Annotated in this window: 25 protein-coding genes; 13 read left to right on the forward strand and 12 right to left on the reverse strand. The window is 59.1% G+C overall.

Annotated elements, in window-relative coordinates:
* Window positions 1-10 precede the first annotated feature (10 nt).
* From BLU11_RS16180 to BLU11_RS16190, 3 genes are all read left to right on the forward strand, one after another.
* Window positions 11-931 (forward strand): hydrogen peroxide-inducible genes activator, encoded by a 921-nt coding sequence (locus tag BLU11_RS16180; RefSeq protein WP_090275153.1) that lies wholly within the window; start codon window positions 11-13, stop codon window positions 929-931.
* Between the two features lie 9 nt (window positions 932-940).
* On the forward strand, window positions 941-3,025 hold the full coding sequence (gene recG, locus BLU11_RS16185; RefSeq protein WP_090275156.1) for an ATP-dependent DNA helicase RecG: 2,085 nt from the start codon (window positions 941-943) through the stop codon (window positions 3,023-3,025).
* Window positions 3,026-3,104: 79 nt separating this feature from the next.
* Window positions 3,105-4,514: an aminoacyl-tRNA deacylase and HDOD domain-containing protein gene (locus tag BLU11_RS16190; protein ID WP_090276602.1), complete on the forward strand. Its 1,410-nt coding sequence runs from the start codon at window positions 3,105-3,107 to the stop codon at window positions 4,512-4,514.
* Between the two features lie 38 nt (window positions 4,515-4,552).
* Here the strand turns inward: BLU11_RS16190 and BLU11_RS16195 are convergent, their stop codons facing one another.
* Window positions 4,553-4,825, reverse strand: a complete 273-nt coding sequence (locus BLU11_RS16195; RefSeq protein WP_090275158.1) for an HU family DNA-binding protein — start codon at window positions 4,823-4,825, stop codon at window positions 4,553-4,555.
* Window positions 4,826-5,035: 210 nt separating this feature from the next.
* A complete protein-coding gene (locus BLU11_RS16200; RefSeq protein ID WP_090275160.1) occupies window positions 5,036-5,203 on the reverse strand; it encodes a rubredoxin in 168 nt (55 codons plus the stop codon).
* A 136-nt stretch (window positions 5,204-5,339) separates the two neighbouring features.
* On the opposite strand from BLU11_RS16200, the gene BLU11_RS16205 reads away from it, so the two are divergent.
* The 4 genes from BLU11_RS16205 (at window position 5,340) to phoR (ending at window position 8,885) form a co-directional block, all read left to right on the forward strand.
* A complete protein-coding gene (locus BLU11_RS16205; RefSeq protein ID WP_157718707.1) occupies window positions 5,340-5,861 on the forward strand; it encodes a chorismate--pyruvate lyase family protein in 522 nt (173 codons plus the stop codon).
* 25 nt (window positions 5,862-5,886) lie between these two features.
* A complete protein-coding gene (ubiA, locus tag BLU11_RS16210) occupies window positions 5,887-6,777 on the forward strand; it encodes a 4-hydroxybenzoate octaprenyltransferase (RefSeq protein ID WP_090275165.1) in 891 nt (296 codons plus the stop codon).
* Window positions 6,778-6,854: 77 nt separating this feature from the next.
* On the forward strand, window positions 6,855-7,544 hold the full coding sequence (phoB, locus tag BLU11_RS16215) for a phosphate regulon transcriptional regulator PhoB (protein ID WP_090275167.1): 690 nt from the start codon (window positions 6,855-6,857) through the stop codon (window positions 7,542-7,544).
* 48 nt (window positions 7,545-7,592) lie between these two features.
* The gene (gene phoR, locus BLU11_RS16220) at window positions 7,593-8,885 is read left to right on the forward strand and encodes a phosphate regulon sensor histidine kinase PhoR (RefSeq protein WP_090275169.1); all 1,293 of its coding nucleotides are present in this window, start codon (window positions 7,593-7,595) and stop codon (window positions 8,883-8,885) included.
* Window positions 8,886-8,890: 5 nt separating this feature from the next.
* On the opposite strand, the gene BLU11_RS16225 is transcribed toward phoR, so the two are convergent.
* Both BLU11_RS16225 and BLU11_RS16230 read right to left on the reverse strand, forming a co-directional pair.
* Window positions 8,891-9,775 carry a response regulator gene (locus tag BLU11_RS16225; RefSeq protein WP_090275171.1) on the reverse strand — a complete coding sequence of 295 codons (885 nt, stop codon included), beginning with the start codon at window positions 9,773-9,775 and terminating at the stop codon, window positions 8,891-8,893.
* A gap of 156 nt (window positions 9,776-9,931) precedes the next feature.
* The gene (locus BLU11_RS16230; protein WP_090275173.1) at window positions 9,932-11,089 is read right to left on the reverse strand and encodes an iron-containing alcohol dehydrogenase; all 1,158 of its coding nucleotides are present in this window, start codon (window positions 11,087-11,089) and stop codon (window positions 9,932-9,934) included.
* 250 nt (window positions 11,090-11,339) lie between these two features.
* On the opposite strand from BLU11_RS16230, the gene BLU11_RS16240 reads away from it, so the two are divergent.
* Both BLU11_RS16240 and BLU11_RS16245 read left to right on the forward strand, forming a co-directional pair.
* Window positions 11,340-11,648, forward strand: coding sequence for a c-type cytochrome (locus BLU11_RS16240; RefSeq protein ID WP_090275178.1), 309 nt, complete (start codon window positions 11,340-11,342; stop codon window positions 11,646-11,648).
* 183 nt (window positions 11,649-11,831) lie between these two features.
* Window positions 11,832-12,134, forward strand: a complete 303-nt coding sequence (locus tag BLU11_RS16245) for a DUF2845 domain-containing protein (RefSeq protein ID WP_090275181.1) — start codon at window positions 11,832-11,834, stop codon at window positions 12,132-12,134.
* Window positions 12,135-12,153: 19 nt separating this feature from the next.
* On the opposite strand, the gene phoU is transcribed toward BLU11_RS16245, so the two are convergent.
* The 5 genes from phoU to BLU11_RS16270 form a co-directional block, all read right to left on the reverse strand.
* Window positions 12,154-12,900, reverse strand: a complete 747-nt coding sequence (gene phoU / locus BLU11_RS16250) for a phosphate signaling complex protein PhoU (RefSeq protein ID WP_090275183.1) — start codon at window positions 12,898-12,900, stop codon at window positions 12,154-12,156.
* A 33-nt stretch (window positions 12,901-12,933) separates the two neighbouring features.
* Window positions 12,934-13,770 carry a phosphate ABC transporter ATP-binding protein PstB gene (gene pstB / locus BLU11_RS16255; RefSeq protein WP_090275185.1) on the reverse strand — a complete coding sequence of 279 codons (837 nt, stop codon included), beginning with the start codon at window positions 13,768-13,770 and terminating at the stop codon, window positions 12,934-12,936.
* A 33-nt stretch (window positions 13,771-13,803) separates the two neighbouring features.
* Window positions 13,804-15,474 carry a phosphate ABC transporter permease PstA gene (gene pstA / locus BLU11_RS16260; RefSeq protein WP_090275187.1) on the reverse strand — a complete coding sequence of 557 codons (1,671 nt, stop codon included), beginning with the start codon at window positions 15,472-15,474 and terminating at the stop codon, window positions 13,804-13,806.
* A 25-nt stretch (window positions 15,475-15,499) separates the two neighbouring features.
* Window positions 15,500-17,776 (reverse strand): ABC transporter permease subunit, encoded by a 2,277-nt coding sequence (locus BLU11_RS16265; protein ID WP_090275189.1) that lies wholly within the window; start codon window positions 17,774-17,776, stop codon window positions 15,500-15,502.
* Between the two features lie 117 nt (window positions 17,777-17,893).
* A complete protein-coding gene (locus tag BLU11_RS16270) occupies window positions 17,894-18,865 on the reverse strand; it encodes a PstS family phosphate ABC transporter substrate-binding protein (protein ID WP_090275191.1) in 972 nt (323 codons plus the stop codon).
* Between the two features lie 158 nt (window positions 18,866-19,023).
* Between BLU11_RS16270 and BLU11_RS16275 the strand changes: the two genes are divergently transcribed.
* Together BLU11_RS16275 and BLU11_RS16280 are read left to right on the forward strand one after the other, a co-directional pair.
* Window positions 19,024-19,992, forward strand: a complete 969-nt coding sequence (locus tag BLU11_RS16275) for an IS5 family transposase (RefSeq protein ID WP_090276604.1) — start codon at window positions 19,024-19,026, stop codon at window positions 19,990-19,992.
* Between the two features lie 397 nt (window positions 19,993-20,389).
* On the forward strand, window positions 20,390-20,782 hold the full coding sequence (locus BLU11_RS16280; RefSeq protein ID WP_090275193.1) for an acyl-CoA thioesterase: 393 nt from the start codon (window positions 20,390-20,392) through the stop codon (window positions 20,780-20,782).
* A 48-nt stretch (window positions 20,783-20,830) separates the two neighbouring features.
* Here BLU11_RS16280 and BLU11_RS16285 read toward each other — a convergent pair whose 3' ends face one another.
* From BLU11_RS16285 to BLU11_RS16295, 3 genes are all read right to left on the reverse strand, one after another.
* On the reverse strand, window positions 20,831-21,739 hold the full coding sequence (locus BLU11_RS16285) for a hotdog family protein (protein WP_090275195.1): 909 nt from the start codon (window positions 21,737-21,739) through the stop codon (window positions 20,831-20,833).
* A gap of 11 nt (window positions 21,740-21,750) precedes the next feature.
* Entirely contained in the window at window positions 21,751-22,728 is a 978-nt protein-coding gene (locus BLU11_RS16290) for an NAD(P)H-dependent flavin oxidoreductase (RefSeq protein WP_090275198.1), read from the reverse strand.
* Window positions 22,729-22,970: 242 nt separating this feature from the next.
* Window positions 22,971-23,102, reverse strand: a complete 132-nt coding sequence (locus BLU11_RS16295) for an entericidin A/B family lipoprotein (RefSeq protein WP_090275200.1) — start codon at window positions 23,100-23,102, stop codon at window positions 22,971-22,973.
* Between the two features lie 210 nt (window positions 23,103-23,312).
* On the opposite strand from BLU11_RS16295, the gene BLU11_RS16300 reads away from it, so the two are divergent.
* Together BLU11_RS16300 and nadE are read left to right on the forward strand one after the other, a co-directional pair.
* Window positions 23,313-24,518: an MFS transporter gene (locus BLU11_RS16300; protein WP_090275202.1), complete on the forward strand. Its 1,206-nt coding sequence runs from the start codon at window positions 23,313-23,315 to the stop codon at window positions 24,516-24,518.
* Window positions 24,519-24,634: 116 nt separating this feature from the next.
* Entirely contained in the window at window positions 24,635-25,462 is an 828-nt protein-coding gene (gene nadE, locus BLU11_RS16305; protein WP_090275204.1) for an ammonia-dependent NAD(+) synthetase, read from the forward strand.
* Window positions 25,463-25,514: the final 52 nt, after the last annotated feature.

The raw sequence follows: 25,514 nt of genomic DNA on the forward strand, positions 1-25,514 counted from the left end.
AGTATACGCCATGACCCTGACTGAGCTTCGCTACATTGTTACCCTGGCCCAGGAGCAACACTTCGGCCATGCCGCCGAACGCTGCCATGTTTCACAGCCAACGCTCAGTGTCGGGGTGAAAAAACTCGAGGAAGAGCTGGGTATTCTGCTCTTCGAGCGTACCAAGAGCGCTGTACGGGTCACCCCGGTGGGCGAGAGGATAGTCGCCCAGGCCCAGCGCGTGCTGGAAGAAGCCATGGCTATCCGTGAACTGGCCAGCGCCGGCAAGAATCAGCTCTCGGCTCCCCTCAAGGTCGGCGCCATCTATACCATAGGGCCGTATCTGTTCCCGCATCTGATCCCTCAGCTGCACCGGGTCGCCCCGGAAATGCCACTGTATATCGAGGAGAACTACACTCACATACTGCGCGACAAGCTGCGCAACGGCGAGCTTGATGCGATCATAGTCGCGCTGCCCTTCAACGAGCCTGACATACTGACCAAGCCGCTCTACGATGAGCCTTTCAGTCTTCTCATCCCAGCGAATCATGCCTGGGCCGAGCGTACCACCGTCAGCCTGGAAGATCTGGATGACGATCGCTTGCTGCTGCTCGGTGAAGGTCACTGTTTCCGTGATCAGGTGCTGGAAGCCTGCCCCACCACCCGTCGCAACGAAGATCATACGCATCACACCACCATCGAAGCCAGCTCACTGGAAACCATCCGCCATATGGTCGCTTCCGGCATGGGCATGACGGTGCTGCCGATGTCCGCCGCGGATGATCGTTATTACAGCTCCGATCTGCTGCTCACCAAACAATTCAAATCACCGGTACCCTTCCGTACCGTGGCCATCGCCTGGCGCGCCAGCTTCCCCCGCCCGCGCGCAGTGGAAATTCTCAGCGACTCGATCCGTCTGTGCTCGGTCGGCTCCCCCGCCGACAAGCGTTAGGTTCCGGGTATGTCTCTGCAGCTCGAACGCACCCCTCTGACGGTATTCAAGGGCGTTGGCCCGGCGGTGGCGGAAAAGCTCGGTCGCCTCGGCCTGAACAGCGTGCAGGATGTGCTGTTCCACCTGCCGTCGCGCTATCAGGATCGCACCCGTATCACTCCGATTGGCGCGCTGCGTCCCGGCATGGATGCGGTTATCGAAGGGGTACTGCTGGGTGCGGACGTGGTCATGGGCCGGCGCCGCAGTCTGCTGTGTCGCATTCAGGATGGCAGCGGCACCCTCAGTCTGCGTTTCTACTATTTCTCCGCGGCGCTGAAGGCCAACCTGCAACGCGGCAGTCACTGGCGCTGCTACGGCGAAGCCAGATCCGGCGCCTCCGGGCTGGAAATCTATCACCCGGAAATGCAGAACCTCGATACCCAGCAGGCGGCGCCGGTGGCAGCCACCCTTACGCCAATCTATCCGGCGACTGAAGGGTTATCCCAGCAACGCCTGCGCAGCCTGACCGACGCCGCACTGGCCTGGCTGGAGCAAGGCAACAGTCTGCCGGACCTGCTGGCGCCGGAACTCACCGAGCAATATCAATTGCCATCGCTGCGTGAGGCCATTCGCACATTGCATCGCCCGCCCCCCGACATCGATCTGCAGGCGCTGGAGGACGGCCGTCACTGGGCGCAGCATCGGCTGGCGTTCGAGGAGCTGCTGGCACACCAGTTGACCATGCTCAGGCTGCGCGCCCAGGTACGGGCGCACCGTGCGCCAGTGATGCAGGCCTCTGGTGAATTGGCTCACGCCTACGTCCAGCAACTGGGCTTCCCTCTCACCGGCGCCCAACAACGGGTGGCAGACGAGATCCGCGTCGACCTGCAGCAGTCCAGGCCCATGTTGCGACTGGTGCAGGGCGATGTCGGTGCTGGCAAGACCGTGGTCGCAGCACTGGCCGCGCTGCAGGCACTGGAGGCCGGTTGGCAGGTGGCACTGATGGCGCCGACCGAAATCCTTGCTGAGCAGCATTTCAACAACTTCCAACGCTGGTTCACACCACTGGGCATTTCCGTTGCCTGGATGGCTGGCAAGCTTAAGGGCAAGACCCGCGCCAATCAGTTGCAGATGATCGCCACAGGCGAGGCCGCCATGGTGGTCGGCACCCACGCGCTGTTTCAGCCCGAGGTGCAATTTCACAATCTCGGCTTGGCAGTCATCGACGAGCAGCATCGCTTCGGTGTGCAGCAGCGCCTGGCCCTGCGTGACAAGGGCGCCGCCGGGCAGTTTTCACCGCACCAGCTGATCATGACGGCCACGCCAATCCCGCGCACCCTGGCGATGAGCGCCTATGCCGATCTGGATACCTCGGTGCTGGATGAACTGCCGCCTGGCCGTACGCCGATCAACACAGTGCTGGTATCCGACAGTCGTCGCGATGAGGTGATCGAGCGCGTACGCGCCGGCTGCGCCGAAGGGCGCCAGGCGTACTGGGTATGTACGCTGATCGAAGAGTCCGAGCAATTGCAGGCGCAGGCTGCCGAAGTCACCTGGCAAACCCTCTGCGAACAATTGCCGGGGCTGTCGATCGGCTTGATCCATGGCCGCATGAAATCCACGGAAAAAGCCGAGCTCATGGCAGCCTTCAAGGAAGGTGACCTACACCTGCTGGTCGCCACTACGGTCATCGAGGTGGGTGTGGATGTGCCCAACGCCAGTCTGATGATCATCGAAAACCCGGAACGTCTCGGCCTGGCACAGCTGCACCAGTTGCGCGGTCGGGTCGGTCGCGGCAGCACCGCCAGCCACTGCGTACTGCTGTACCACACACCCCTGTCGGCCCTCGGACGCGAGCGGCTGGGCATCATGCGGGAGAGCTCGGACGGCTTCGTCATCGCTGAAAAGGATCTGGAACTGCGCGGCCCCGGTGAGGTGCTGGGTACCCGGCAGACCGGACTGGTGCAGTTTCGCGTTGCCGATCTGGTACGTGATGCCGACCTGCTGCCACAAGTACAGGAGGCTGCCGCTGGCTTTGCTCGACAGCATCCGCAACGGGTCAGTCTGATAATTGATCGCTGGCTGGCAGAAGGGCAGCAGTTCGCTCAGGTATGAGCCCGCGCAGCGCCCAAACGCCCATGCTAAGATCGTCTCAACAGCACTCCCGAATGCCCGGACAAGGAACCCACTGATGATGAATCAAGCGGCAACGCCGTCAGCCAGCGCCAGCCTGCCTGATCTATTGGAAAAGCAGCTGCAGCAGAAGGCAATTGCCTATCAGCTACGCCCGCAGAGCGCATGCGGCCCGCTCGCCCAGCAGGTTCAGGTCTGTCTGCTGAGTGACGCCGAGGGGATGCTGCTGACCCTGATCCCTGCCGATCATCTGTTGGACCTGAAAGCATTGGCCGGGGTTACCGGACGGGAGCTGCAACCGGTACGCGATCAGCAACTGCAGGAAATCCTCAGCCGCTATCAATTGACTCACCTACCCGGCCTGCCGGTGTTGGTGGACTCGCTCTGCCTGATCGAGCAACAATTGCTGGCTCACCCCCGCGTTTGGCTACCCAGTGGTCTTCCCGGCTGGACCCTGGAGCTGGAACAGTGTGCGCTGGCTGATCTGACGGAAACTGCCACGGTCAATACCTTTGCCGTGCCCCTGAGCAATATTGAATGCACTGCCGAAGGCGCCGAGCAGGACCATGAGGATATCAACACAGCGGTGCAGAACTTCACCGCGCTGCGCATGCGCCAGCGGCTGGAGGAAACCATCGAGATTCCGCCACTACCCAGCACCGCACAACGAATCATGAAACTGCGAGTCAATCCCGACTCCACCGTCGAGCAACTGACCGATGTGGTGGAAACCGATCCCAGCCTGGCGGCACAGGTAGTCAGCTGGGCATCCTCCTCGTTCTACGCCGCTCCCGGGAAGATCCGCTCGGTGGAAGATGCCATTACCCGGGTGCTGGGCTTCGATCTGGTGATCAATCTCGCGGTGGGCCTGTCACTGGGCAAGACCTTCAGCCTGCCCAAGGACGCTCCCGAACGCACCACGTCCTATTGGGAACAGGCTATTTATACTGCTGCGACCATCGAGGGCCTGGCCAAGGTGATGCCTCGCGACCGACGACCGGAGCTGGGTCTCAATTACCTCGCGGGGCTGCTGCACAACTTCGGCTATCTGCTGCTGGCGTACATCTTCCCACCTTATTTCAAATTGATCTGCCGCCACATGGAAGCCAACCCCCATGTTCCGGCCCATCTGGTGGATCAACACCTGCTCGGGGTGAACCGGGACCAGATTGGCAGCTGGCTGATGCGCTATTGGGACATGCCAACGGAAATATCCAGCGCCATTCGCCATCAGCACGACCCCGTCTATGTGGGCGAACATCATCTGTATGCCAACCTGACCTATCTCAGCCTGGCGCTGCTACGCGAACGGGAGCTGGGTGATGGCCCGCCCATGGTGATTTCGGATGATCTGCTGGAGCGTCTGGGGCTGACCCGCGAAACGGCGGAGCAGGCTGTAGACAAAGTACTGAATGCGCGGGATGCACTGCGCAAGCTGGTGAACGAATATCAGCTTGGCTGGGATCGCTGAGCATGGCTGCCGGGGGCTGACCGCCCCCGGCTGGTCGGTCAATTGATAGAGTCTTTCAATCCCTTGCCGGGTTTGAAGGAGACGGTATTGCTGGCCTTGATCTGAACCGGCTCACCGGTTTGTGGGTTCTTGCCGGTCCGGGCGCCACGATGCCGCTGTAGAAAGGTACCGAACCCGACCAAGGTAACCGTATCCTTGCGGCTCAAAGCCTGGGTGATTTCATCAAGAATCGCGTTGAGCGCGCGGCTGGCCTGGTCCTTGCTCAAATCAGCCTTGTCGGCAATAGCCGCTGCGAGTTCCGGTTTACGCATATAAAGCCTCACTATGTGTTGTTTTTGTTTTTCGCTGCTTAGCGCAGCGATGCTTCATGATAGCCCGCCTTACCTGGCCCCAAGACTGTCAAAGCCTGCTCAGCATGGCACGACTTGAAGGCAAGTGCCAGCCAAAAACCAGGCTGCCAAACACAGTTATCGCCGATTTAACGGGAAAAGACAAAACTGTCTCATTACCCGAGCCGCGCATCAGCCGATGGCAATCATTTCAAAGTCTTCCTTGCCGACACCGCAATCAGGGCATTGCCAATCGGCCGGCACGTCTTCCCAGCGCGTGCCGGCGGCGATGCCGTCATCTGGCCAGCCTTCAGCTTCGTCGTAGATAAATCCGCATACAATGCATTGCCACTTCTTCATCGGCCATTCCTGGTAAATGTGTCATATGGTAAATATCAGTCCTTGAGACTACCGGAAACCCGTATCTGCGGCCAAGCTCAGTCCAGTCATGCTACCCTCTCCCATTCGACTTATTCAGGCAGCAACAGAGAGCCCCGTGAGCATCCCCGACTGGCATCCCGCAACAGCACACACCGGTATTTCCGATAACGTATTGCTCGACTGGCTCAGCGGCACCGGCTCGTTGACCCAACGACTGAAGGCCGCCGGTTGCAATGATTTCCGGGTAGAGGTGCTGGACGAGCAACAACAACCGGCGCGCGCCGATGAGGCTGCGGCGCTCGGGTTGGCCGAAGGGCATCCGGTGTGGGTGCGTGAGGTATTGCTGCATACTGCCGGTGCGCCCCGGGTATTTGCCCGCACGGTCGCGGACCTGCAGGCTTTCAATGCCGCCGGTGTGCATCTGGAGAATCTGGGTAGCCGCAGTCTCGGCGAGTTGCTGTTCAATGACCCGCGAATTCACCGCGAGCCTATCGAGATCAGTCGCTACCCTGTTCAGTGGCTGCCCGCAGACCGGCAGCATGATGGCTGCTGGGCGCGACGCTCGCTGTTCGTCAGCGACCGGCTGCAATTGCTGGTTTGCGAGGTATTTCTTCCCGGCTGGCCGCCAGCCGCCTGACCCATTCACTGCTTCGGAGATCATCGTGTCCGGCCTGCTGATCAAACCCCTGTCTCGTCTTCATCCCCGCGCCATCGATTTCATTCATTTGATGCGCCTGGACCGCCCCATTGGCGTCTATCTGTTGCTGTGGCCGACACTGTGCGCCTTATGGCTGGCGGCGGGCGGTTTTCCGGATCCGGTACTGCTGGTGGTGTTCATCGCCGGTGTGGCGCTGATGCGCGCCGCCGGCTGCGCGATAAACGATTTTGCCGATCGCAAGGTCGACGGCCATGTCACCCGCACCCGCAATCGGCCGCTGGCCACCGGTAAGGTCAGCGCCCGGGAAGCACTGGTGGTCTTTGCCATATTGGTGGCGCTCAGCGCATCGCTGCTGTTGTTCACCAACCTGCTTACTTTCAGATTGTCATTGCTGGCGCTGGCGCTGGCTACCGTCTACCCCTTCTGCAAACGTTTTACCTTTTATCCTCAAATAGTGTTGGGCGCAGCCTATTCCATGGCCATCCCCATGGCCTTCGCCGCGCAGACCGGCGAGCTGCCGGTAGCGCTGTGGCTGCTGTATCTTGCCAACCTGCTGTGGACCGTGGCCTACGACACCGAGTACGCCATGTGCGACCGGCCCGATGATCTGGTCATCGGCGTCAAATCCACCGCCATCGTGTTCGGCGAATTCGACAAGCTGATCATCGCGCTGCTGCAGGGCCTGACGCTGCTGTGCCTGTTGCTGGTCGGCAGCCGTTTCGAGCTCGGCATCTTCTATTATCTGGGGCTGGTGGCCATGTCGCTGAGCTTCGGTTGGCAGCACTGGCTGATCCGCGACCGCGAGCCCCAGGCCTGCCTGGCGGCTTTCCTGTCCAATCACTGGAGCGGGCTGCTGGTGTTTGCCGGCCTGGTTCTCGACTACCGCCTGGGTTAAGGGTCTGCAGTCACACAACTGCAATAATTTTGTTATCTAATCGGTGTATGTCAGACACTGCAACTGGACGGAGCATCATGGCAGACAAGACCATACTGATCGTAGACGACGAAGCCCCCATCCGGGAAATGATTGCCGTTGCGCTGGAAATGGCTGGTTACCGCTGCCTTGAGGCAGAAAATACCCAGCAGGCGCATGCTTCCATCATCGATGCCAAGCCGGATCTGATCCTGCTGGACTGGATGCTGCCGGGCACTACCGGCATCGAACTGGCCCGTCGTCTCAAACGTGACGAATTGACCAGCGACATTCCGATCATCATGCTCACCGCCAAAGGCGAGGAAGATAACAAGATCCAGGGCCTGGAAGTCGGTGCGGATGATTACATCACCAAACCCTTCTCGCCGCGGGAACTGGTCGCCCGCCTCAAGGCCGTGCTGCGCCGCGCCGGCCCGGTGGATGAGGAAGCCCCCATCGAAGTGGACGGCTTGCATCTCGACCCGGTCAGTCACCGCGTCACCATTGACGGTGCACCGGCCGAAATCGGGCCCACCGAGTACCGCCTGCTGCAGTTCTTCATGACCCATCAGGAACGCGCCTATACTCGTGGCCAGTTGCTGGACCAGGTCTGGGGCGGCAATGTGTATGTGGAGGAGCGCACCGTGGATGTGCATATCCGCCGCCTGCGCAAGGCACTGGGCTCTACCTATGATGGATTGGTGCAGACCGTACGCGGCACCGGCTATCGCTTTTCCACCAAGGGCTGAAGTGTTCCGGCGCGGCAGCGTTTCCCAAACAGATCCAGGATGATGCGGGTGGAGAAAAACTGGTTCCGGGCGATCACAGGCAAGCTGTTCTGGCTGCTGATGATCTGCCTGCTGATAGGTCTTGTCGTAGGGCAACCAGCGTGGGCCCTGGCCATTGGCCTGAGCGGTTACCTGATCTGGATGCTGCGCCAACTGCAGCGCTTTCAGCTCTGGTTGCAGGCCCACCCCAGCGATCCACCGCCCGAAGCACCGGGACTGTGGGGCGAAATCTTCGATGGCATCTACCGCATGCAGCGCCGCGACAAGCGCCTGCGGGCACGCATGCAGTCAGTCATAGAACGCATCCAGTCGTCAACCGCGGCGCTGAGCGACGGGGTCGTGATGATCGACAAGGACGGTCATCTGGAGTGGTGGAACCATGCTGCCGAAGATCTGCTCGGCCTGCGCGCACCGGATGACAGCGGACAACATGTGCATAACCTGCTACGTGATCCGCGCTTTATCGACTATTTCGATCAGGGCAGTTATCGCGAGCCGCTGGATATACCCTCGCCGGTGAACATCAGTACCTGGCTGCAGTACAACATCACGCGCTACGGCAACGGTGAACGCCTGCTGCTGGTACGGGATGTCACCCGGTTGCATAACCTCGAACAGATGCGCAAGGACTTCGTTGCCAACGTCTCCCATGAGCTGCGCACGCCACTGACCGTGGTAGTGGGCTATCTGGAGACCATGATCGACAGTGACGACGGAAGCAACTCGCGCTGGCAGCGGCCATTGCACCAGATGCAGCAACAGGCGCGCCGCATGCAGAGCCTGCTGAATGATCTGCTGATGCTGTCGCGCCTGGAGACCGCCGAAGCTACCACCGAAGAGAAGCCCGTGGACATCGCCCTTATGCTGCCCGGCATTCGCAAGGACGCCCTGGCACTCTCCGGTGACCGGCAACACGAGATCACAATCGAAAACGCAACCCAGGTGCGGCTAACGGGGCTGGAAATGGAACTGCGCAGTGCCATTTCCAATCTGGTCTACAACGCGGTGAAATACACTCAGGATGGCGGCAGCATCCAGGTCAGTTGGTCCCAGGATGACCGCGGCGCGAGATTTAGCGTAACGGATAATGGTCCGGGCATTTCCCCGGAGCACCTGCACCGGCTGACCGAGCGCTTCTACCGTGTCGACTCCAGCCGCAACAGTACCACCGGCGGCACCGGCCTAGGTCTGGCTATCGTCAAGCACGTACTGATGCGTCATGAAGGCGAGCTGCAGATCACCAGTACGGTCGGCAAGGGGAGTACCTTCACTTGTGTGTTCCCGCCGGAGCGGCTGATCTAAGCCGTTTACCGAACGGGTGGCGCTGCCTGATGGCCACCCTCGGCGATCAGTTGCGACAGCCATTCCAATTTGGCCGGATCCTGATCGACGAATTTCAGCGACACCAGCACCCATTCGCAATCCATTCGATCCTCCAGCGCCGCCACCGTGTGCACGTAGCCATTGATGCGCGCCACATCCTTGTCGCCTTCCTGCTCCAGATCCAGCACGGCGCTATCAAACACCCCCGGCAGATGCTCGCCCCGACGTACAACCATGCGCGCATCACGCAAGCTCAGACTGCGGATGACGCAGGCAAACTGATGCCCCGCCACCCGTAGCTGGGCGCGGGCAGCGGAACGAGCCGACGAGCGGGTATCCGCTTGCGCTGCAGCATTCTGTCTGGATGATGCCTTTGTCGCAGCCGCTGGTTGGGGCTTCGCCTGGCGGCCACCGAGCAGGCTGGCAACGGATTCCTGGGCATGGCCGGTGCTGGTCTGTACCGGCCGACTACGCAGTTGCTGCAGTTTACCGGCGCGCTGCAGCGCCTTGCTGACCTTGGAGATCAGTTGCTCATTGTTGAAGGGCTTGCCGACGTAATCGCTGACACCCGCCTGGATGGCTTCCACCACGTTATCGCGATCGCCCCGGCTGGTGACCATGATGAACGGCGTCTTCTCCTGACCCGGCTGTTCACGGAACCATTGCAGCAGCTCGAGACCGCTCAGCTCCGGCATTTCCCAGTCGCACAGAATCAGGTCGAACGAGGTTCGGCCAAGCAACTGTCGCGCCTTGCTGCCGTTCACCGCCTCTTCAATCTGCAGACCGGGGAAATGGCTACGCAACGCCTTCTTGATCAGGTCACGGATAAACGGCGCGTCATCCACAACCAGGACGGATACACTCGCCATGGGGTTCTCTCTGTCGGTTACCGCAACAGCTTAACCCACAGTAATGGCAAAAACCCAGCCAAGGGCGCAGGGGGGAGGAGCAACGGCATATGGGTCAGCGCCCTGTCGACGCTGCGAGGTAGCATCAACAGGGCGCGGCGGGCGCTGGGCAGACGATCAGAGTTTGCCGGTCAGCGCATTAAGGAACAGCTGTTGGTATTCCGCGGCATCCAGCTGACGCGCATTGGTACGGGCGGTCACGTCCTTGGTCGACATTTCACCGATCAGTGCGGCCTTGGAATCGTCCACGCCGATTTCCGCCAGGGTATGTGGCAACTCCAGTTCCGCACGCAGATCCAGCACCCAGTCCAGCATGCCGTTGAATTCGGCATGGGCCAGACCCAGATACCGCGCTGCGCGGGCCATTTCCGGCTCGATCACCGAACGGTTTGCCTGCATCACATAGGGCATCATGATTGCATTGAGCAGGCCGTGGTGCGAATCGTAAAGGGCACCGATGCTGTGAGATACCGCATGAATCGCCCCCAGGCCGCGCTGGAACGCCGTCGCACCCATGCTGGAAGCAACCAGCATCTGCAGGCGGGCTTCTACATCATTGCCGTCACGCACGGCGCGTGGCAGATATTCCTTGACCAGGCGCATGCCTTCCAGCGCAATACCTTCAGCCATCGGATGAAAGGTCGGTGCCAGAAATGCCTCGAGGTTGTGCGCCAGCGCGTCCATGCCGGTGGCAGCAGTGAGCTTCGGTGGCAATCCCAGAGTCAGCTCCGGATCGAGAATCACGATCGCCGGCATCATATTGGGATGGAAGATGATGCGCTTGGTGTGGTTTTCCTCATCGGTGATGACCGACGCCTGACCTACCTCGGAACCGGTGCCCGCCGTCGTCGGAACGGCCACAACCGGCAGCATCTTGCTCGCGTCCACATTGGTCGGATTACGTGCTTCCCACAACGAACAGCTCTGGTTGGCAACCAGTGCAACCGCCTTGGCCGCATCGATTGCCGAACCACCACCAAAGGCGATCACACCGTCATGCTGGCCCGCCTTGAGCGCCGCAATACCGTCCGCCACGTTGCCGCCGGTGGGGTTGCCTTTGACCGCACTGAACAAGCCGATTTTCAAACCGGCTTCACGGCAGACCTGCATGGCCTGCTCGACAATCGGCAACGCTGCCAGCCCCGGATCGGTGATCAGCAATGGCGCCTTCATACCCAGCTGCGTACAGCATTTGGCAAGTTCGCGCAGGCGACCGGCGCCAACGCGGACGTTGGTGGGGTAGCTCCAGTTATTGCTGTAGGACGCGATTTCCATATAATCTCCTGAGGTGTCAAATAGTGGTCCAGGCAGCCGGCCAATTACGCCGAATCAGCCATGACGGGACAGATTGATTTTGTGTCCCGCAACATACCCAAACATGCGTTCCGCGTCCACAAAATTGCCCCTGCGGCATTTCGCCCACTTGAAATGTAGCGGGCATTGAGCCATTTTGTATTCATACCTGCCGACAAATATGTCGCACATAAGCAGGAGCTGCATTTCGTTTAGCCCTTGAGGATACATCATGAAATTTTATTTGTTGCCTTTGGTTGCCGCAGCCGCTCTGACCGCAGCTCACTCGGTCTCGGCTGACGAAGCCCTGTTCAAGAGCAAGCCCTGCATCGCCTGTCATAGTGTTGATGCCAAACTGGTCGGCCCTGCCCTGAAGGAAGTGGCGGCCAAATATGCTGACCAGGCTGATGCTGCCGAATACCTCGCCGGTCACATCAAGAATGGCTCCAGCGGAGTCTGGGGACCTATCCCCATGCCACCGAACGCAGTAACTGACGAAGAGGCAACTCAACTGGCTGAATGGATCCTGACGCTGAAATAAGCGTAGTCCAGAGATAGTTGATGCCAAAAGGCTGAGTCTGGTGTGAACCGGACTCAGCCTTTTTTGTGGCAACGAAAAAACGTTTCCCAGAGCAATAAATCACAATACCATCTGCTTCATTACAATCTGTTCCGGCCTCCAATTATGTTGACTCTTTCAGCATGACCTCACGGAGAGGAAGACATGAAAACTGTCCCCCTTTACCTAGCTGCAGCCATTTTGTTATTTCCAGCCATGGGCGCGCTCGCAGCAACGATGCGCTGCGACAATGGCCTGATCTCTACAGGCGATACGGCGATGGTGGTGACGGAAAAGTGCGGGGAGCCGGCTTCGCGGCAGGTTACCAACCCCGCTGTTGATGGAGTTGGTCATGTCGTGCGGGGTGCTGCCACGGTTGAGCGCTGGGTCTATGGCCCAACCAATGGCATGTCTTACCACCTGCGCTTCATAGACGGCCGGCTGGCGCAGATTCGAAGTCAGAGGTAGACCCCATACCGCCGGGGAGTCATTCCCCGGCGTTCTGCTCCTGCAGGTTTTTCTCCACTTCCTCGGCCATGCGCGTCAAGCCGATATGCCGCACGTTGGTGCCTTCGACCATGTGGATCACATGTTCGCCGACGTTGCGCGCGTGGTCGCCGACGCGTTCCAGTGAGCGCAACACCCAGAGGATATTCAGTACCCGGCTGATCGAGCGCGGATCTTCCATCATGTAGGTGACCATCTCGCGCATGGCGGTCTTGTATTCCCGGTCGACGACCTTGTCTTCACGTGCTACTTCCAGTGCCTGCTGGCTGTCGTAGCGGGCGAAAGAGTCCAGCGACTGCTGCACCATCTTGTGTACGTGATAGCCGATGTGACGGCATTCAACGTAGCCTCGTGGCGCCTGGCCTTCTTCGATCAGTTGCAACGCCCGTCGGGCGATTTTCGAGGCTTCATCGCCGATGCGTTCCAGGTCGACGATGATCTTGCTGATATTCACCACCAGACGCAGGTCGCTGGCGGCGGGCTGGCGACGGGCCAGAATGCGCATGCAATCTGCGTCGATCAGGCGCTCCATATCATTGATGACGCGATCATTTTCACGCACGTGCTCGGCAAGCTTGCCATCCGCTTCGATCAGCGCGGTCAGGGCGTCGTGTACCTGCTTCTCTACCAGTCCGCCCATTTCCAGCAGCCGGGTACGAAGCGATTCCAACTCTTCGTTGAACTGCTGGGAAATATGCTGGGTGAAGCTGTCTATTTCTTTATTCATGGCGACTCTCCCCAAAAGGCTGCTCGACTCTACCTAGCCGTAGCGGCCGGTAATGTAGTCTTCGGTCTGTTTCTCGGATGGGTTGGTGAACAGGGTATTGGTATCACCGAACTCTACCAGTTCGCCCATGTACATAAACGCCGTGTAGTCCGATACCCGCGCCGCCTGCTGCATGTTGTGGGTAACGATGACGATGGTGAACTTCTTCTTCAGCTCGTTGATCAGCTCTTCGATCTTCAGTGTGGAGATCGGGTCCAGCGCCGAGGCTGGCTCGTCGAGCAGCAGCACTTCCGGCTCCACGGCAATGGTCCGGGCAATCACTAGGCGCTGCTGCTGACCACCGGACAGGCCCAGGGCCGACTCATGCAGGCGGTCCTTGACCTCGTCCCACAGCGCTGCGCCCTTGAGCGCCCATTCCACTACATCGTCCAGGGTGCGCTTACTGTTTACACCCTGAATGCGCAGCCCATAGGCCACGTTCTCGTAAATGGATTTCGGGAACGGGTTGGGCTTCTGGAATACCATGCCGACCCGGCGGCGCAGGTTGGAGACGTTGACGTTCTTGTCGAATATATTCTTATTGTCGAGCAGGATCTGCCCCTCGATGCGGCACCCGTCGACCAGATCATTCATGCGATTGAAGCAGCGCAGCAAGGTCGATTTACCGCAGCCGGATGGACCGATGAACGCAGTAACGCGGTTGCGAGGAATCTGGATGTTCACATCAAACAGCGCCTGCTTGCTGCCATAGAAGAGGCTCAGACCGGGCACGTCGAGGGCGATGGTCTCCCGATCCATGCTCAGCGCTTCCTCCTGCGAACGCCCCAGAGCGCTCATATCCATTGCATGGGTGTTGCTGTTATTGGACATAATTCTGTATCCGCATCGTAAAGGTTGAGACGATCAGTTTTCCAGCGCTTTATATTTTTCGCGCAGATGGTTACGTATTGCGACCGCCGAGAAATTCAGTGTAGCGATCACGCCGACCAGCAGCAGTGCTGTGGCATACACCAGCGGACGGGCAGCTTCGACGTTGGGGCTCTGAAAACCGACGTCATAAATGTGAAAACCGAGGTGCATGAACTTCTGATCCAGGTGCAGATAAGGATAGTTTGCGTTCACCGCCAGCGATGGTGCCAGCTTGACCACCCCGACCAGCATCAGCGGAGCAACCTCGCCTGCCGCGCGGGCAACCGCCAAGATCAGGCCGGTCATCATCGCCGGGCTGGACATCGGCAGAATGATTTTCCATAGGGTTTCTGATTTTGTCGCGCCCAACGCCAGAGAGCCCTCGCGCAGGGATCTCGGGATACGCGTCAAGCCCTCTTCCGTTGAAACAATCACCACAGGCACGGTGAGCAGCGCCAACGTCAGTGACGCCCACAGCATGCCACCAGTCCCGAAAGTTGGCGTTGGCAGCGCCTCCGGGAAGAACAGCGAGTCGATACTCCCCCCTAGGAAGTAGATGAAGAAGCCCAGACCAAACACGCCGTAGACAATGGAAGGCACACCGGCCAGGTTGTTCACAGCGATCCGGATTATCCGCGTCACCACGCCCTGTTTGGCATATTCACGCAGGTACACCGCAGCCAACACACCGAAGGGCGTAACCACCACCGACATGATCAGTACCATCAATACAGTGCCAAAGATGGCCGGGAACACGCCACCTTCTGTATTTGCCTCGCGCGGCTCGTCACTGACGAACTCCCACAGCTTGGCAAAGTAATGCCCGGTCTTATCCATAACGCCCATATTGTTGGGCTGGAAAGCGCGAACGACCTTGCCCAGGCTGATTTCCTTTTCGCGCCCATCGGGTACGCGTGCCGTGAAGCTATCGCGGTTGAATTGGGTATAGAGCGCCTGCAGCTGCTGTTCCAGCTGGGCATATTCTGCATCGAGTGCGGCGCGCTCCGCATCCAGTCTTGCTTGCAACTCCGGGGTAAGCTGATCGCGCAGCTCGTAACCGCGTTTTTGAAGGCGGACCTGCTCAAGGCCGGCATTGATACGGCCGATCTCGCCCTTCTCCAAGTGCTGGATATCCTCATGAATGGTCAATGCCCGGTCAACGGCCTGCTTCAGTGCCGGCCAAGCGGACGCACCCTCAGCGATCACTTCACCGTTCTGTCGCAGATCGACCAGATAACCATAGAAGTTACCCCACTCGCGGCGCTCGACAACTATCACATCTTCCGGCGTACGCGGGTTCTCCATCCATTCGCCGATGACCCAGCGGAAGTCCGCGCCATACAGATCGCGGTTACCAACCTTGAGCAGCTGGCGGTTCATCGTGCCGGGGGCCTCACCATCCACCGGCAAGCCCGATCCCGCAAGGCGTGTCATGGGTACTTCCTCATCACTGTTCACCTCACCGAGGATGACCAGGGATTCCTGCCCGGGGATACGGTAATCCACCTCGATCACGTCTGAGGGCCAGAAGTGGCTGAGTCCGCGCACCGCGATGAGCGCAAGCAGACCGACAGTCATGACCACAGCAATGGAGACCGCACCGGCGTTCATCCAGATCCAGGGACTGCCACTTTTGAACCAGGTTTTGAAGGAATTCTGTTTCACTGTTTCACTTCCTGTTGTCCGGTACTCAGAGCGACGCATATTTCTTACGCAAGCGCTGACGGATCAGTTCAGCCAATGTGTTCATCACGAAGGTAAAACTCAATAACACCAACGCAGCGAGGAACAACACTCGGTAGTGGGTACTGCCCACCTCGGATTCGGGCATTTCTACGGCGATGTTCGCCGACAATGTACGCATACCCTCGAAAATATTCATGTCCATGATCGGCGTATTGCCGGTGGCCATCAGCACGATCATGGTTTCCCCGACCGCCCGACCCATACCGATCATCACCCCCGAGAATATCCCGGGGCTGGCGGTCAGGATCACCACTCGACTCATGGTCTGCCACGGCGTGGCACCCAGTGCCAGCGAGCCTTGAGTGAGATGATTAGGCACACTGAACACCGCATCCTCGGCAATCGAATAGATCGTCGGGATAACCGCAAAGCCCATCGCCAGCCCCACTACCATGGCATTGCGCTGATCAAAATCGATGCCCAGATCGTTGGTCAGGAACATCCGCATGTCGCCACCAAAGAACATGGCCTCAATATGAATACTCATGGCGAAGCTGAGCCAACCGATAGCCAGCAATACCGGAATCAACAACATGGCTTCCCAGCCATCCGGCACCAACAGCCGCATCTTCTCCGGCAGCTTGCTCCAGGCAAAGGCGAAGGTGATAAAGGCTATGGGCGTCAGCACCAACAGGCAGACGATCCCCGGCAGATTGGTTTCCAGAAGAGGCGCCAGCCACAGGCCTGCCAGGAAGCCCAGAATCACTGTCGGCAGCGCCTCCATCAGTTCGATTACAGGCTTAACCTTGCGACGAACCGACGGCGCCATGAAGTAAGCGGTATAAACCGCCGCAGCGATGGCGATCGGAGTTGCCAGGATCATCGCGTAGAACGCCGCCTTGAGCGTACCGAAGGTCAGCGGAGACAGGCTCAGTTTGGGCTCGAACTCAGTGGTGCCAGAGGTCGATTGCCAGACATAATCCGGCTCCGGATAGCTCTCATACCAGACCTTGCCCCACAGCCCCGACCAGGAAATTTCCGGGTGATTGTTCTCAACTTCCCAGAAACTGATCTCTCCATTGGCATGTTCAGCCAGTAGATCTGCCGCACGTGGCCCGATGCTGAAGGTACGCACCGGCTCATCATCCAGCTTTTTCACCATCAAATTCTGATGCGCCGTGGTGTTATAGAAACCGATACGGCCCTGTTCATCGGTGGCCATGAACACCTTGCGGCGCTCCTCGGCCTGGATATCATGAATCGCCCGACCATACTGCGCATCAAAGCTGCGTATGTGCGTCAGCTCGGCGGTGCCTTCTCCGCGCACCATGAACCACTGCGCCAGACCACCGGCGCTGTCACCGATAATCAGCGAAATGCCGCCCAGCATCAGATTGGCAGAAGTAACCTGATTGCCGGCGCCCCCGACCACCTGATAACGGGCCAGCAGGTCGCCGTTCTGGCGCAGGGAGTAGACGTTGACATACCGCTCGTCATTGATGACGTACATCCATTGCAGCAGCGGATCGACCAGTATCTTATGAATATCACCACTCACCGGAGACAACGGAATCTGCTTCTGGGTGGTGGTGACTTCGCCTGTCATCAGGTTTTCCCGACTGGTGACGTGCTTGTAGATCAACTCACGATCGACGCTGCCCACCAACGCCAGGTCATTGCCGCTGACCCTTATGCTGACGTTGTCCAAAGCCCTTCCCTGCTCATCCAGGGTGATGGGGTCTTCGCCATAGGGAAATGCCAGGGTCGGCGTAATCACGCGCTTGTCGGCCGGATAACTGACCCGGTAATCATGCCGGCCAATAACGGCCTGACCGTTGCTCAGGCCGACCACAAACTGACGGGAAGTGGGGCTTTCAATACTGAAACTGGTGATGTCGACGCCGGCAGGAATGGGCAGGCGCTGCTCGCTGATCAACTCGCCATCTTCAGCACGGAAAAATACCAGCTGACCGGCTTCGGATAACCGCACCGCCACCTCAGCCTGCTCTTCCATGGCCAGCAGCAATGGCGAATCGTTTTCTATCAGCCATGCGGGCTGGTAGCGACTGCGCTCGTCCATGTCGGCACCACCGAATAACGGCAGCACCTCCGACAGGAGGTAAAGGAAGATCAGCAGGATAGCTACAATCACACCCAGCCCACCGACCGCTACGTACCAGCGGGTAAAGTGGTCCTTGAAGTGACGCATCTTGCGGTGGCGTTGCATCGCTTTGGTGTCAAAGTCGACGCGGGTCTCTTTGGGTGGTGATTGGATAGTCATGCGCGCACACCCTACAGGATCTTTATGACAGATTAGTTACATCACTGAAACAGGAAAAGGGTGTGCCGTACAGCACACCCCTGAAGGCAGGGCATCCTTGCCCGAGGAACTCCTGTTTTACATACCCAGATCTTTGTAGACCTTATCCACAACGCGCTTGGGCATCGGCACATAGCCATCCTTGAAGACCACTTCCTGTCCTTCCTTGGAAAGCATCATCTTGACGAATTCACGCTCAAGCGGAGCCAATTCCTTATTCGGCGCCTTGTTTACATACACGTACAGGAAGCGCGACAGTGGATATTCGCCGGAAATGGCGTTTTCCGGAGTCGCATCAACGAAGTCCTCGCCTTCGGCAGCCGCCAGAGGTACGGTGCGAACGCTGGAGGTACGGTAGCCGATACCGGAGTAGCCGATGGCGTTCAGCGACTGGCTGATGGACTGAACCACCGATGCTGAACCAGGCTGCTCGTTTACACCGTTCCGGAAATCACCTTTGCACAGCGCGACTTCCTTGAAGTAACCATAGGTACCGGAAACCGAGTTGCGACCATACAGCTGGATGTCACGGTTTTCCCACTGACCGTCCAGGCCAACCTGGCCCCAGGTATTGATATCGATATCATGACCGCATAGGCGAGTTGAGGAGAACACCGCGTCCAGCTGGGCCATGGTCAGACCCTTGATGGGGTTGTCCTTGTGTGCAAACACGGCCAGGGCGTCAATCGCGACCGGAATTTCGACCGGCTTGTAGCCATACTTCTCTTCGAACGCCTGCAGCTCGCTGTCCTTCATCTTGCGGCTCATCGGCGCCAGACTGGAAGTGCCTTCGGTCAGTGCCGGCGGCGCAGTGGAAGAACCGGCAGCCTGGATCTGCACGTTGACGTTCGGATAGTGACGTTTGAACTCTTCGGCCCACAGGGTCATCATGTTGGCCAGGGAGTCGGAACCGACGCTGGAAAGGTTGCCGGAAACGCCACCCACACGCTCGTAGGCTTTCAGATCGGCATCAGCGTTGGCAAAGCTGGTACCTGCGGCCATCCCGGCAGCAGCAACAGTGATAGCGGCGCACAGTCGCTTCAATTTCATGTCTTTCTCCTAGTGAGGTAGTGTTAGCAACACGCGACTCAGTATCGGGAGCCGATGTGACAACTCTATGCCCCGATTGTGACAGTTGCATTAAGGAAGGTCTGAAAAAGACTTCCTGAAAAGGTAAAATGCGTCAGCGCCATTTTCGAGACCCCCGCATGAAACAGATGAGCTTTGCAGACGCCGAATACGCTGGTAAACGTAAGCAGACCCGCCGTGAGCGCTTTCTGCTGGAAATGGATCAAGTGGTTCCCTGGAAGCCATTGCTGGCGCTGATCGAGCCGCACTATCCCAAGGGCGAAGGTGGTCGACCTGCTTACCCGCTCGACGCGATGCTGCGAGTTCATCTGATGCAGAACTGGTTTGGGTACAGCGATCCAGCGATGGAAGAAGCGCTGTATGAAACCACCATCTTGCGACTCTTCGCGGGCCTTCAACTTGATCGCATTCCGGATGAAACCACTATTCTCAAATTCCGTCGGCTGCTGGAACGCTACGGCCTGTCCACGGCGTTGTTCGAAGTGGTCAATCGTTACCTGGGTGAGCACGGGCTAATGCTGCGCCACGGCACCGTGGTCGATGCAACCATCATTCATGCACCCAGTTCGACCAAGAACAAAGAAGGTAAGCGCGATCCCGAGATGCATCAGACCAAGAAGGGTAACCAGTATTATTTTGGCATGAAGGCCCACATTGGCGTTGATGCTGAGTCAGGGCTGGTTCACAGTCTCGTGGGGACGGCGGCCAATGCGGGCGATGTTACTCAGGTAGACAAGCTTCTGCATGGCGAAGAAACCCATGTATGCGGTGACGCCGGCTATACCGGCGTTCAGAAACGGGATGAACACAAAGGGCGCAAGCAGGTGGTCTGGTCGATTGCGATGCGCCCAGGCAAGCTCAAGACATTGAGCAAAACCAAGCTGATCGAGAAAGGCTTGCGCCGCATCGAGCGCGCCAAGGCTAGTACGCGAGCCAAGGTTGAGCACCCATTCAGGGTGATCAAATGCCAGTTCGGATTTACCAAGGTGCGATACAAGGGGTTGGCCAAGAACACAGCCCAGCTGCATACCTTGTTTGCCCTGGCCAATCTATGGATGGCCAGAAAACAGCTACTGGGCACAGGATAAATCCGCCCGGAGTGCCGGCTACAGCGGCCTGGATGGCCGAAAAGGGGCTAAAAGGCGCTGAAAACGCGACTGAGGGCGATGAAATCGTTCCTGAAGTGTTTTTTTGTGAGCCGAGGTCATAATCGCCGCCAATATGGACGGTACTTCAGACCTTCCTTAAATAGCGCTGTCAAAGTGCCGGCCTATTTGCGCCTGACTTGATCACCGCTGCCAGCAGGTTATTGGCAGTGATTTCGCCCGCTTCGCCATTGAGTCCCTCTGCGTAATCCCTTAAGATAGGTGCTTTCGCATTGTCAATAATCATAATCGCCATTTATGCTGGGGATTACTGAAACGAACGCCCAGCGCCGTTTCTACCGCCCTTGGCCGATAAAACAACTACAACGACGAGTAGTCCATGCAAGACCTAGATCAAGACCCGGTTCCACTGGGTGAATTGGCCCTCAAGATCACCACACTCCCCCGCAATTGCAACAGTTTCGGCGATATCTACGGCGGTTGGCTGGTCGGTCAGATGGATATGGCTGGCACCAGCAGTGCCTCGCGCATCGCCCGGGGTCGGGTGGCCACCGTGGCCATCGACCGCATGGGCTTCATGGTGCCGGTGCCGGTAGGCGCGCAACTGGCCTTCTATTGCCAGACCAAGGATGTCGGTCGCAGCTCGATCACCGTACTGGTCGAGGTGTGGAGTGATGATCACACCCACGAGGAAAGCCGCAAGGTGACCGAAGCCACCTTCGTCTTCGTCGCCATCGACGACCGCGGCCGGACTCGGATCATTCCTTCCTGAGCCGCAGACGCTGTCGCACCGGGTGCGGCTGCGCCTGACTTGCGCTGATCAGTCCTTCGGGTAATCCGCGTAGGAATGTTTCAGCGTGGCATGGTTGAGCAGCATTTCCGCCTTCAACTGACTGCCATCGGCGGAATAGATGCGCGACCGTACCCAGTACGACTCGGTGCGCTTGCTCTCCGACAGCGCCACCACTTCCCGCCGGATCAGATAGTCCTCGCCGACAAATAGCGGCCCATCGATCATGCGGATTTCCTGGTCAGCGAACAGGCCAACGACCGGCTGTTTGACCGGGAAGGCGGCCTGCTTGCTGCTGTACTCCGCCAGTACACTGACCATCTCCAGCGGAATAATCGGCCGTCCCCAGGGCGAGCTCTCCGCCTCGGCATACCATAGCGAATTCTCGGTGATACGTCCGAGTTTCTGACCCAGCGAGAAAGGATACAGCTCGCCCATATGCTGATCAGCGGCCATGCGCGCCTTCTCTTCCACCGCACCGGTCATGCCGACATGCAGATCCGCCAGGATCACCAGTTTGTCTACCGGCCTCAACTTGGCCATGCGTTCGTCCAGCAGCGTGGCATCAGCATCACCCAGGCTGGCACTGGCTTCCAGCACCGGCGTGCCGTCGGCCTTCTCCGCCCAGCAGCGCACCCGCGTCGCACCCGGCGCCGGACGCTCGACAAAGGCGCGCACCTGCTCGCCCTCCACTACCATGTTCTGGAAATGCGCCGAGAAACAACCGCGCTCGAACCAGTCCTTACCCCAGATCTCCGCCAGCAGTGGTACAAACTGACTGAAGTGGGTTGGACCTTCAATGGGACCCGCGCGGAAGCCCAGCTTTTCCGCCATATCATCATCATGGATGGATGTGTGACCGCTGTATTGCTGGTCAGCCAGCATCTGTTTCGGTTCACGCAGCGGGCCGCACAGATAAAGAGGTGTATCGAAGCTCATGTGCTGTCCCCTCAACCGTTGAGCATGGCGCTGAGGCGCTCACGAATGATGCCTTCGGCTTCGCCCATGATCCGGTCAACCAGTTGCTGCACCGTCGGCACGTCATGGATCAGACCAGCCACCATACCGCAGGACCAGGCACCGGCATCCATCTCGCCGGTCTTCATGATGCGCGGATAGACGCCGGCCACTTCCTCCACAATATCCTCGAACTTGATGGCCGACCCCAGGCGTTTTTCCTTCTCCAGCAACCGCTCGACCGCCGCGTTATTCATCACCCGCTCGGTGTTGCGCAGCGGACGCATCACCAACCGCGTGTCCAGCTCGCTGGCCGCCACAATGGCCTGCTTCACGTTCTCATGCACCGGCGCTTCTTGGGTGGCAATAAAACGCGTACCCATATTCATGCCATCGGCACCCAGTGCCAGCGCAGCGGCCAGCGAACGACCATCGGCCATACCGCCGGAAGCAACAAAGGGAATGGTCAGCTCTTCGGCAGCCCGCGGCAGGAGGATGAAGTTGGGAATATCATCCTCACCGGGATGCCCGCCACACTCAAAACCATCCACACTAACCGCATCACAGCCAATAGCCTCGGCCTTGAGCGCATGGCGTACCGCCGTGCACTTGTGGATAACCTTGATGCCGTTTTCCTTGAGGATCGGCAGCCACTTCTGCGGGTTGTTGCCCGCCGTTTCCACCACCTTGACGCCGCCTTCGATGATGGCCTTGATGTAACCCGGGTAATCCGGCTGATTCACCGAAGGCAGAAAGGTCAGGTTCACGCCGAATGCCTTGTCGGTCATCTCACGGCAGCGGCGGATCTCCGCAGCCAGCGCCTCGGGGTTGGGCTGGGTCAGCGCCGTGATCATGCCCAGGCCACCGGCATTGGCTACCGCAGCGGCCAGCTCTGCATAGCCGACGTGGTGCATGCCGCCCTGAATGATGGGGTGCTCTATACCGAAGAGGTCTGTGATTCTGGTTTTCATGGATACCTACCGAGTCGAGTGCGCAGCACGCAGGGCGCTGCCCGAGGAAAATGTCGACTGAGTGTAGGCGGCCCGTGCGGGCAAACGCCAGATTGGACGGGTATTCAGGAGGTTTATCGATAAGCGTCAAGGCAGCTGGAGAAGGCCCTGCAGCAGTGGCTGTGTACAGTCAGTGCGGCACCATAAGCTGGTGGCCAGCAACGTACCGGCCACCCGAACGGGCGGCCAGGTAGTCTTGGACCTTAGCGATCGGCAGCATCCTCGATCGCCTCACCGCCGCGCTGGATATCTTTACCCGCGCCTCCCACGGTGTTACAGCCAGCCATGAACAGAACCATCATTCCGAGCAATACCGATTTAAGGGTCAGACTCATAATGAACTCCAGCATTCTTGTTAAGTACCAATCACGCGCCCGGGGCAGCGTGGGTCGGGCTGAATGGAGCGCAGCCACTCTTATGACAGCGAAGGGGCTGAGCTGGTTCAGCCAGGTTGTGTCGGCAGCGCCCCTTCAAGGAGTTGAGAGGCCCGCTCGCAAAGCTGCTACCCTGAGCCGCTGCGAAGCGTCAGCCACTACGAGAGAACAATGTCCGACAATGCCAACCGCCCCAACATGATCCTGATCGTGCTGTGCGGCACCCTCACCTCCCTGGTCGTGATCGGCTTTGCCCGCCTGGCCTACGGCATCATCCTGCCGACGATGCGCACTGACCTCGGGCTGACCTACCAGCAGGCCGGTATTCTCAGCACCGTCACCGCCCTGTGCTACGTCTGCTTCGTGCTGGCCGGCGGCCTCGCCGCCGCGCGCTGGGGTGCCAAGGCCTCGGTCCTGTTCGGTATGCTCACCGTGGCCGCCGGATTTGCCGGCCTGGCAGTCGCCACCCATTACTGGCTGGTCATGGGTCTGATGGGGCTGTTGGGCTTCGGCACCGCCTTTGCCTTCGCCCCCATGGTGTCGCTGCTCGCCACCTGGTTTCCCGAGCAACGCGGGCTGGTCATCGGCTATATGACCAGCGGCGTCGGGCTCAGCATCCTGATAACCGGCATGCTGGTGCCCTTTTTGTTCGCTACCTTTGGCGACCTGGGGTGGCGGGTCAGCTGGGGCGTGTTCGCCGGAGCAGCGCTGAGCGTCGCGATCATGATCGGCCTGTTCGCACGTAATCCACCAAAATCCCTGACCAGCGCCACCGCAGACATGTCCCCCACCGAAAAATGGCGCATCTACCGCAACCCCCGCGTCCTCATTGTTGCTACCACCTACGGCATCATCGGCCTGGGCTATATCGTCCAGACCGTTTTCATGGTCAGCTTCATGGTTGAAAGCGGCCACAGCGAAGCCATCGCCGGACGCTTCATGGCCATGATGGGCCTGCTCGCCATCGCCAGCGGCCCTCTATGGGGCTGGCTCTCCGACCACTGGGGCCGCGGCAACGCCCTGGCCATGTGCATCTTTCTGGTACTGATAGCCGTAGCCCTGCCCATCACCGGCCAGACCCTGCCCTACTTCTTTGTCCACTTCCTGATCATGGGCGCCTCGGTCAACGGCCTGTTCGCGCTGATCCAGACCAGCGCCACCGACCAGGTAGCGCCCCGGTACATCCCCATCGCATTCAGCTTTGCGACGCTGTTCTTTGCGATCGGGCAGTTTCTGGGACCAGCGGTTGCGGGCTGGCTGATCGAGACTACCGGAGGGTTCAGGGCAGCGTTCAGCTTTACCTTTGTGGTGCTCTCGGTGGGGTTTGGATTGACCTTGTTGATTCGGCGGTTTCCGAAGGAGTGGGCGGTGGGGTAGTTGGGTGGAGACCTAACGTTCGGAATGGTCCGTCTTGGTGTTGGCACTAACCTCGTTTATCGTGTCGAACTATTAGGCCGTTGAGCATTTTCGTATCGAACATTAAGGAGACAGACATGACCACTGCTACCAGTCGCAGCGCTGAAATCCGCAGCGCGCTGCAAGTGAATCCCCACCTCACGGGCAGCGTTGAGCTCCAGCAGGAGATCACCCGGCGTGTCGATTTCATCAAGGACACGCTGCGCCGCTCCGGTACCCGGGCGCTGGTGTTGGGCATCAGCGGCGGTGTGGATTCGACAGCGGCGGGCAAGCTGTGTCAGCTGGCTGTAGAGTCGCTGCGTCAGGATGGCTATGAGGCCACTTTCTATGCCATGCGCCTGCCCTATGGTGTGCAGTTTGATGAGCACGATGCCCAGGCGGCGTTGGACTTCATCCAGCCGGATCAGATTCGCACCGTGGATATCAAGGCGTCGGTGGACGCGCTGGCAGGCTATTTCGCCGACGAGCCGGCTGAGGCGGCCAAGCGCGATTTTGCCAAGGGCAACGTTAAGGCCCGCACGCGCATGGTGGCGCAGTACACGCTGGCCAACTTCGTCAACGGGCTGGTAGTCGGCACCGATCATGCTGCCGAAGCGGTGATGGGCTTTTTTACCAAGTTCGGTGATGGGGCTTGCGATCTGGCACCTCTGACCGGGCTGGTAAAGGGGCAGATCCGGCGTATCGCGGCGCAGCTGGGCGCCCCCGCTGATCTGGTCGGCAAGATCCCCACCGCCGACCTTGAAGAGCTGGAACCCGGTCGGCCCGATGAGGATGCCTACGGGCTGAGTTATGAGCAGATCGATGCCTTCCTTTTGGGCCACCCCGTTGATGACGCGACCGCGAGGAAGATCATCGAGCGTTACGACATGACCGCACACAAACGCCAGCTGCCCCTGGCGCCTTAGTCACACCGGCCCGGCACCAACCTGTGACGGTTCGCACAACCGTCAACGGCGC

Origin of the sequence: Halopseudomonas litoralis, assembly GCF_900105005.1 — a bacterium.
GTDB lineage: Bacteria > Pseudomonadota > Gammaproteobacteria > Pseudomonadales > Pseudomonadaceae > Halopseudomonas > Halopseudomonas litoralis.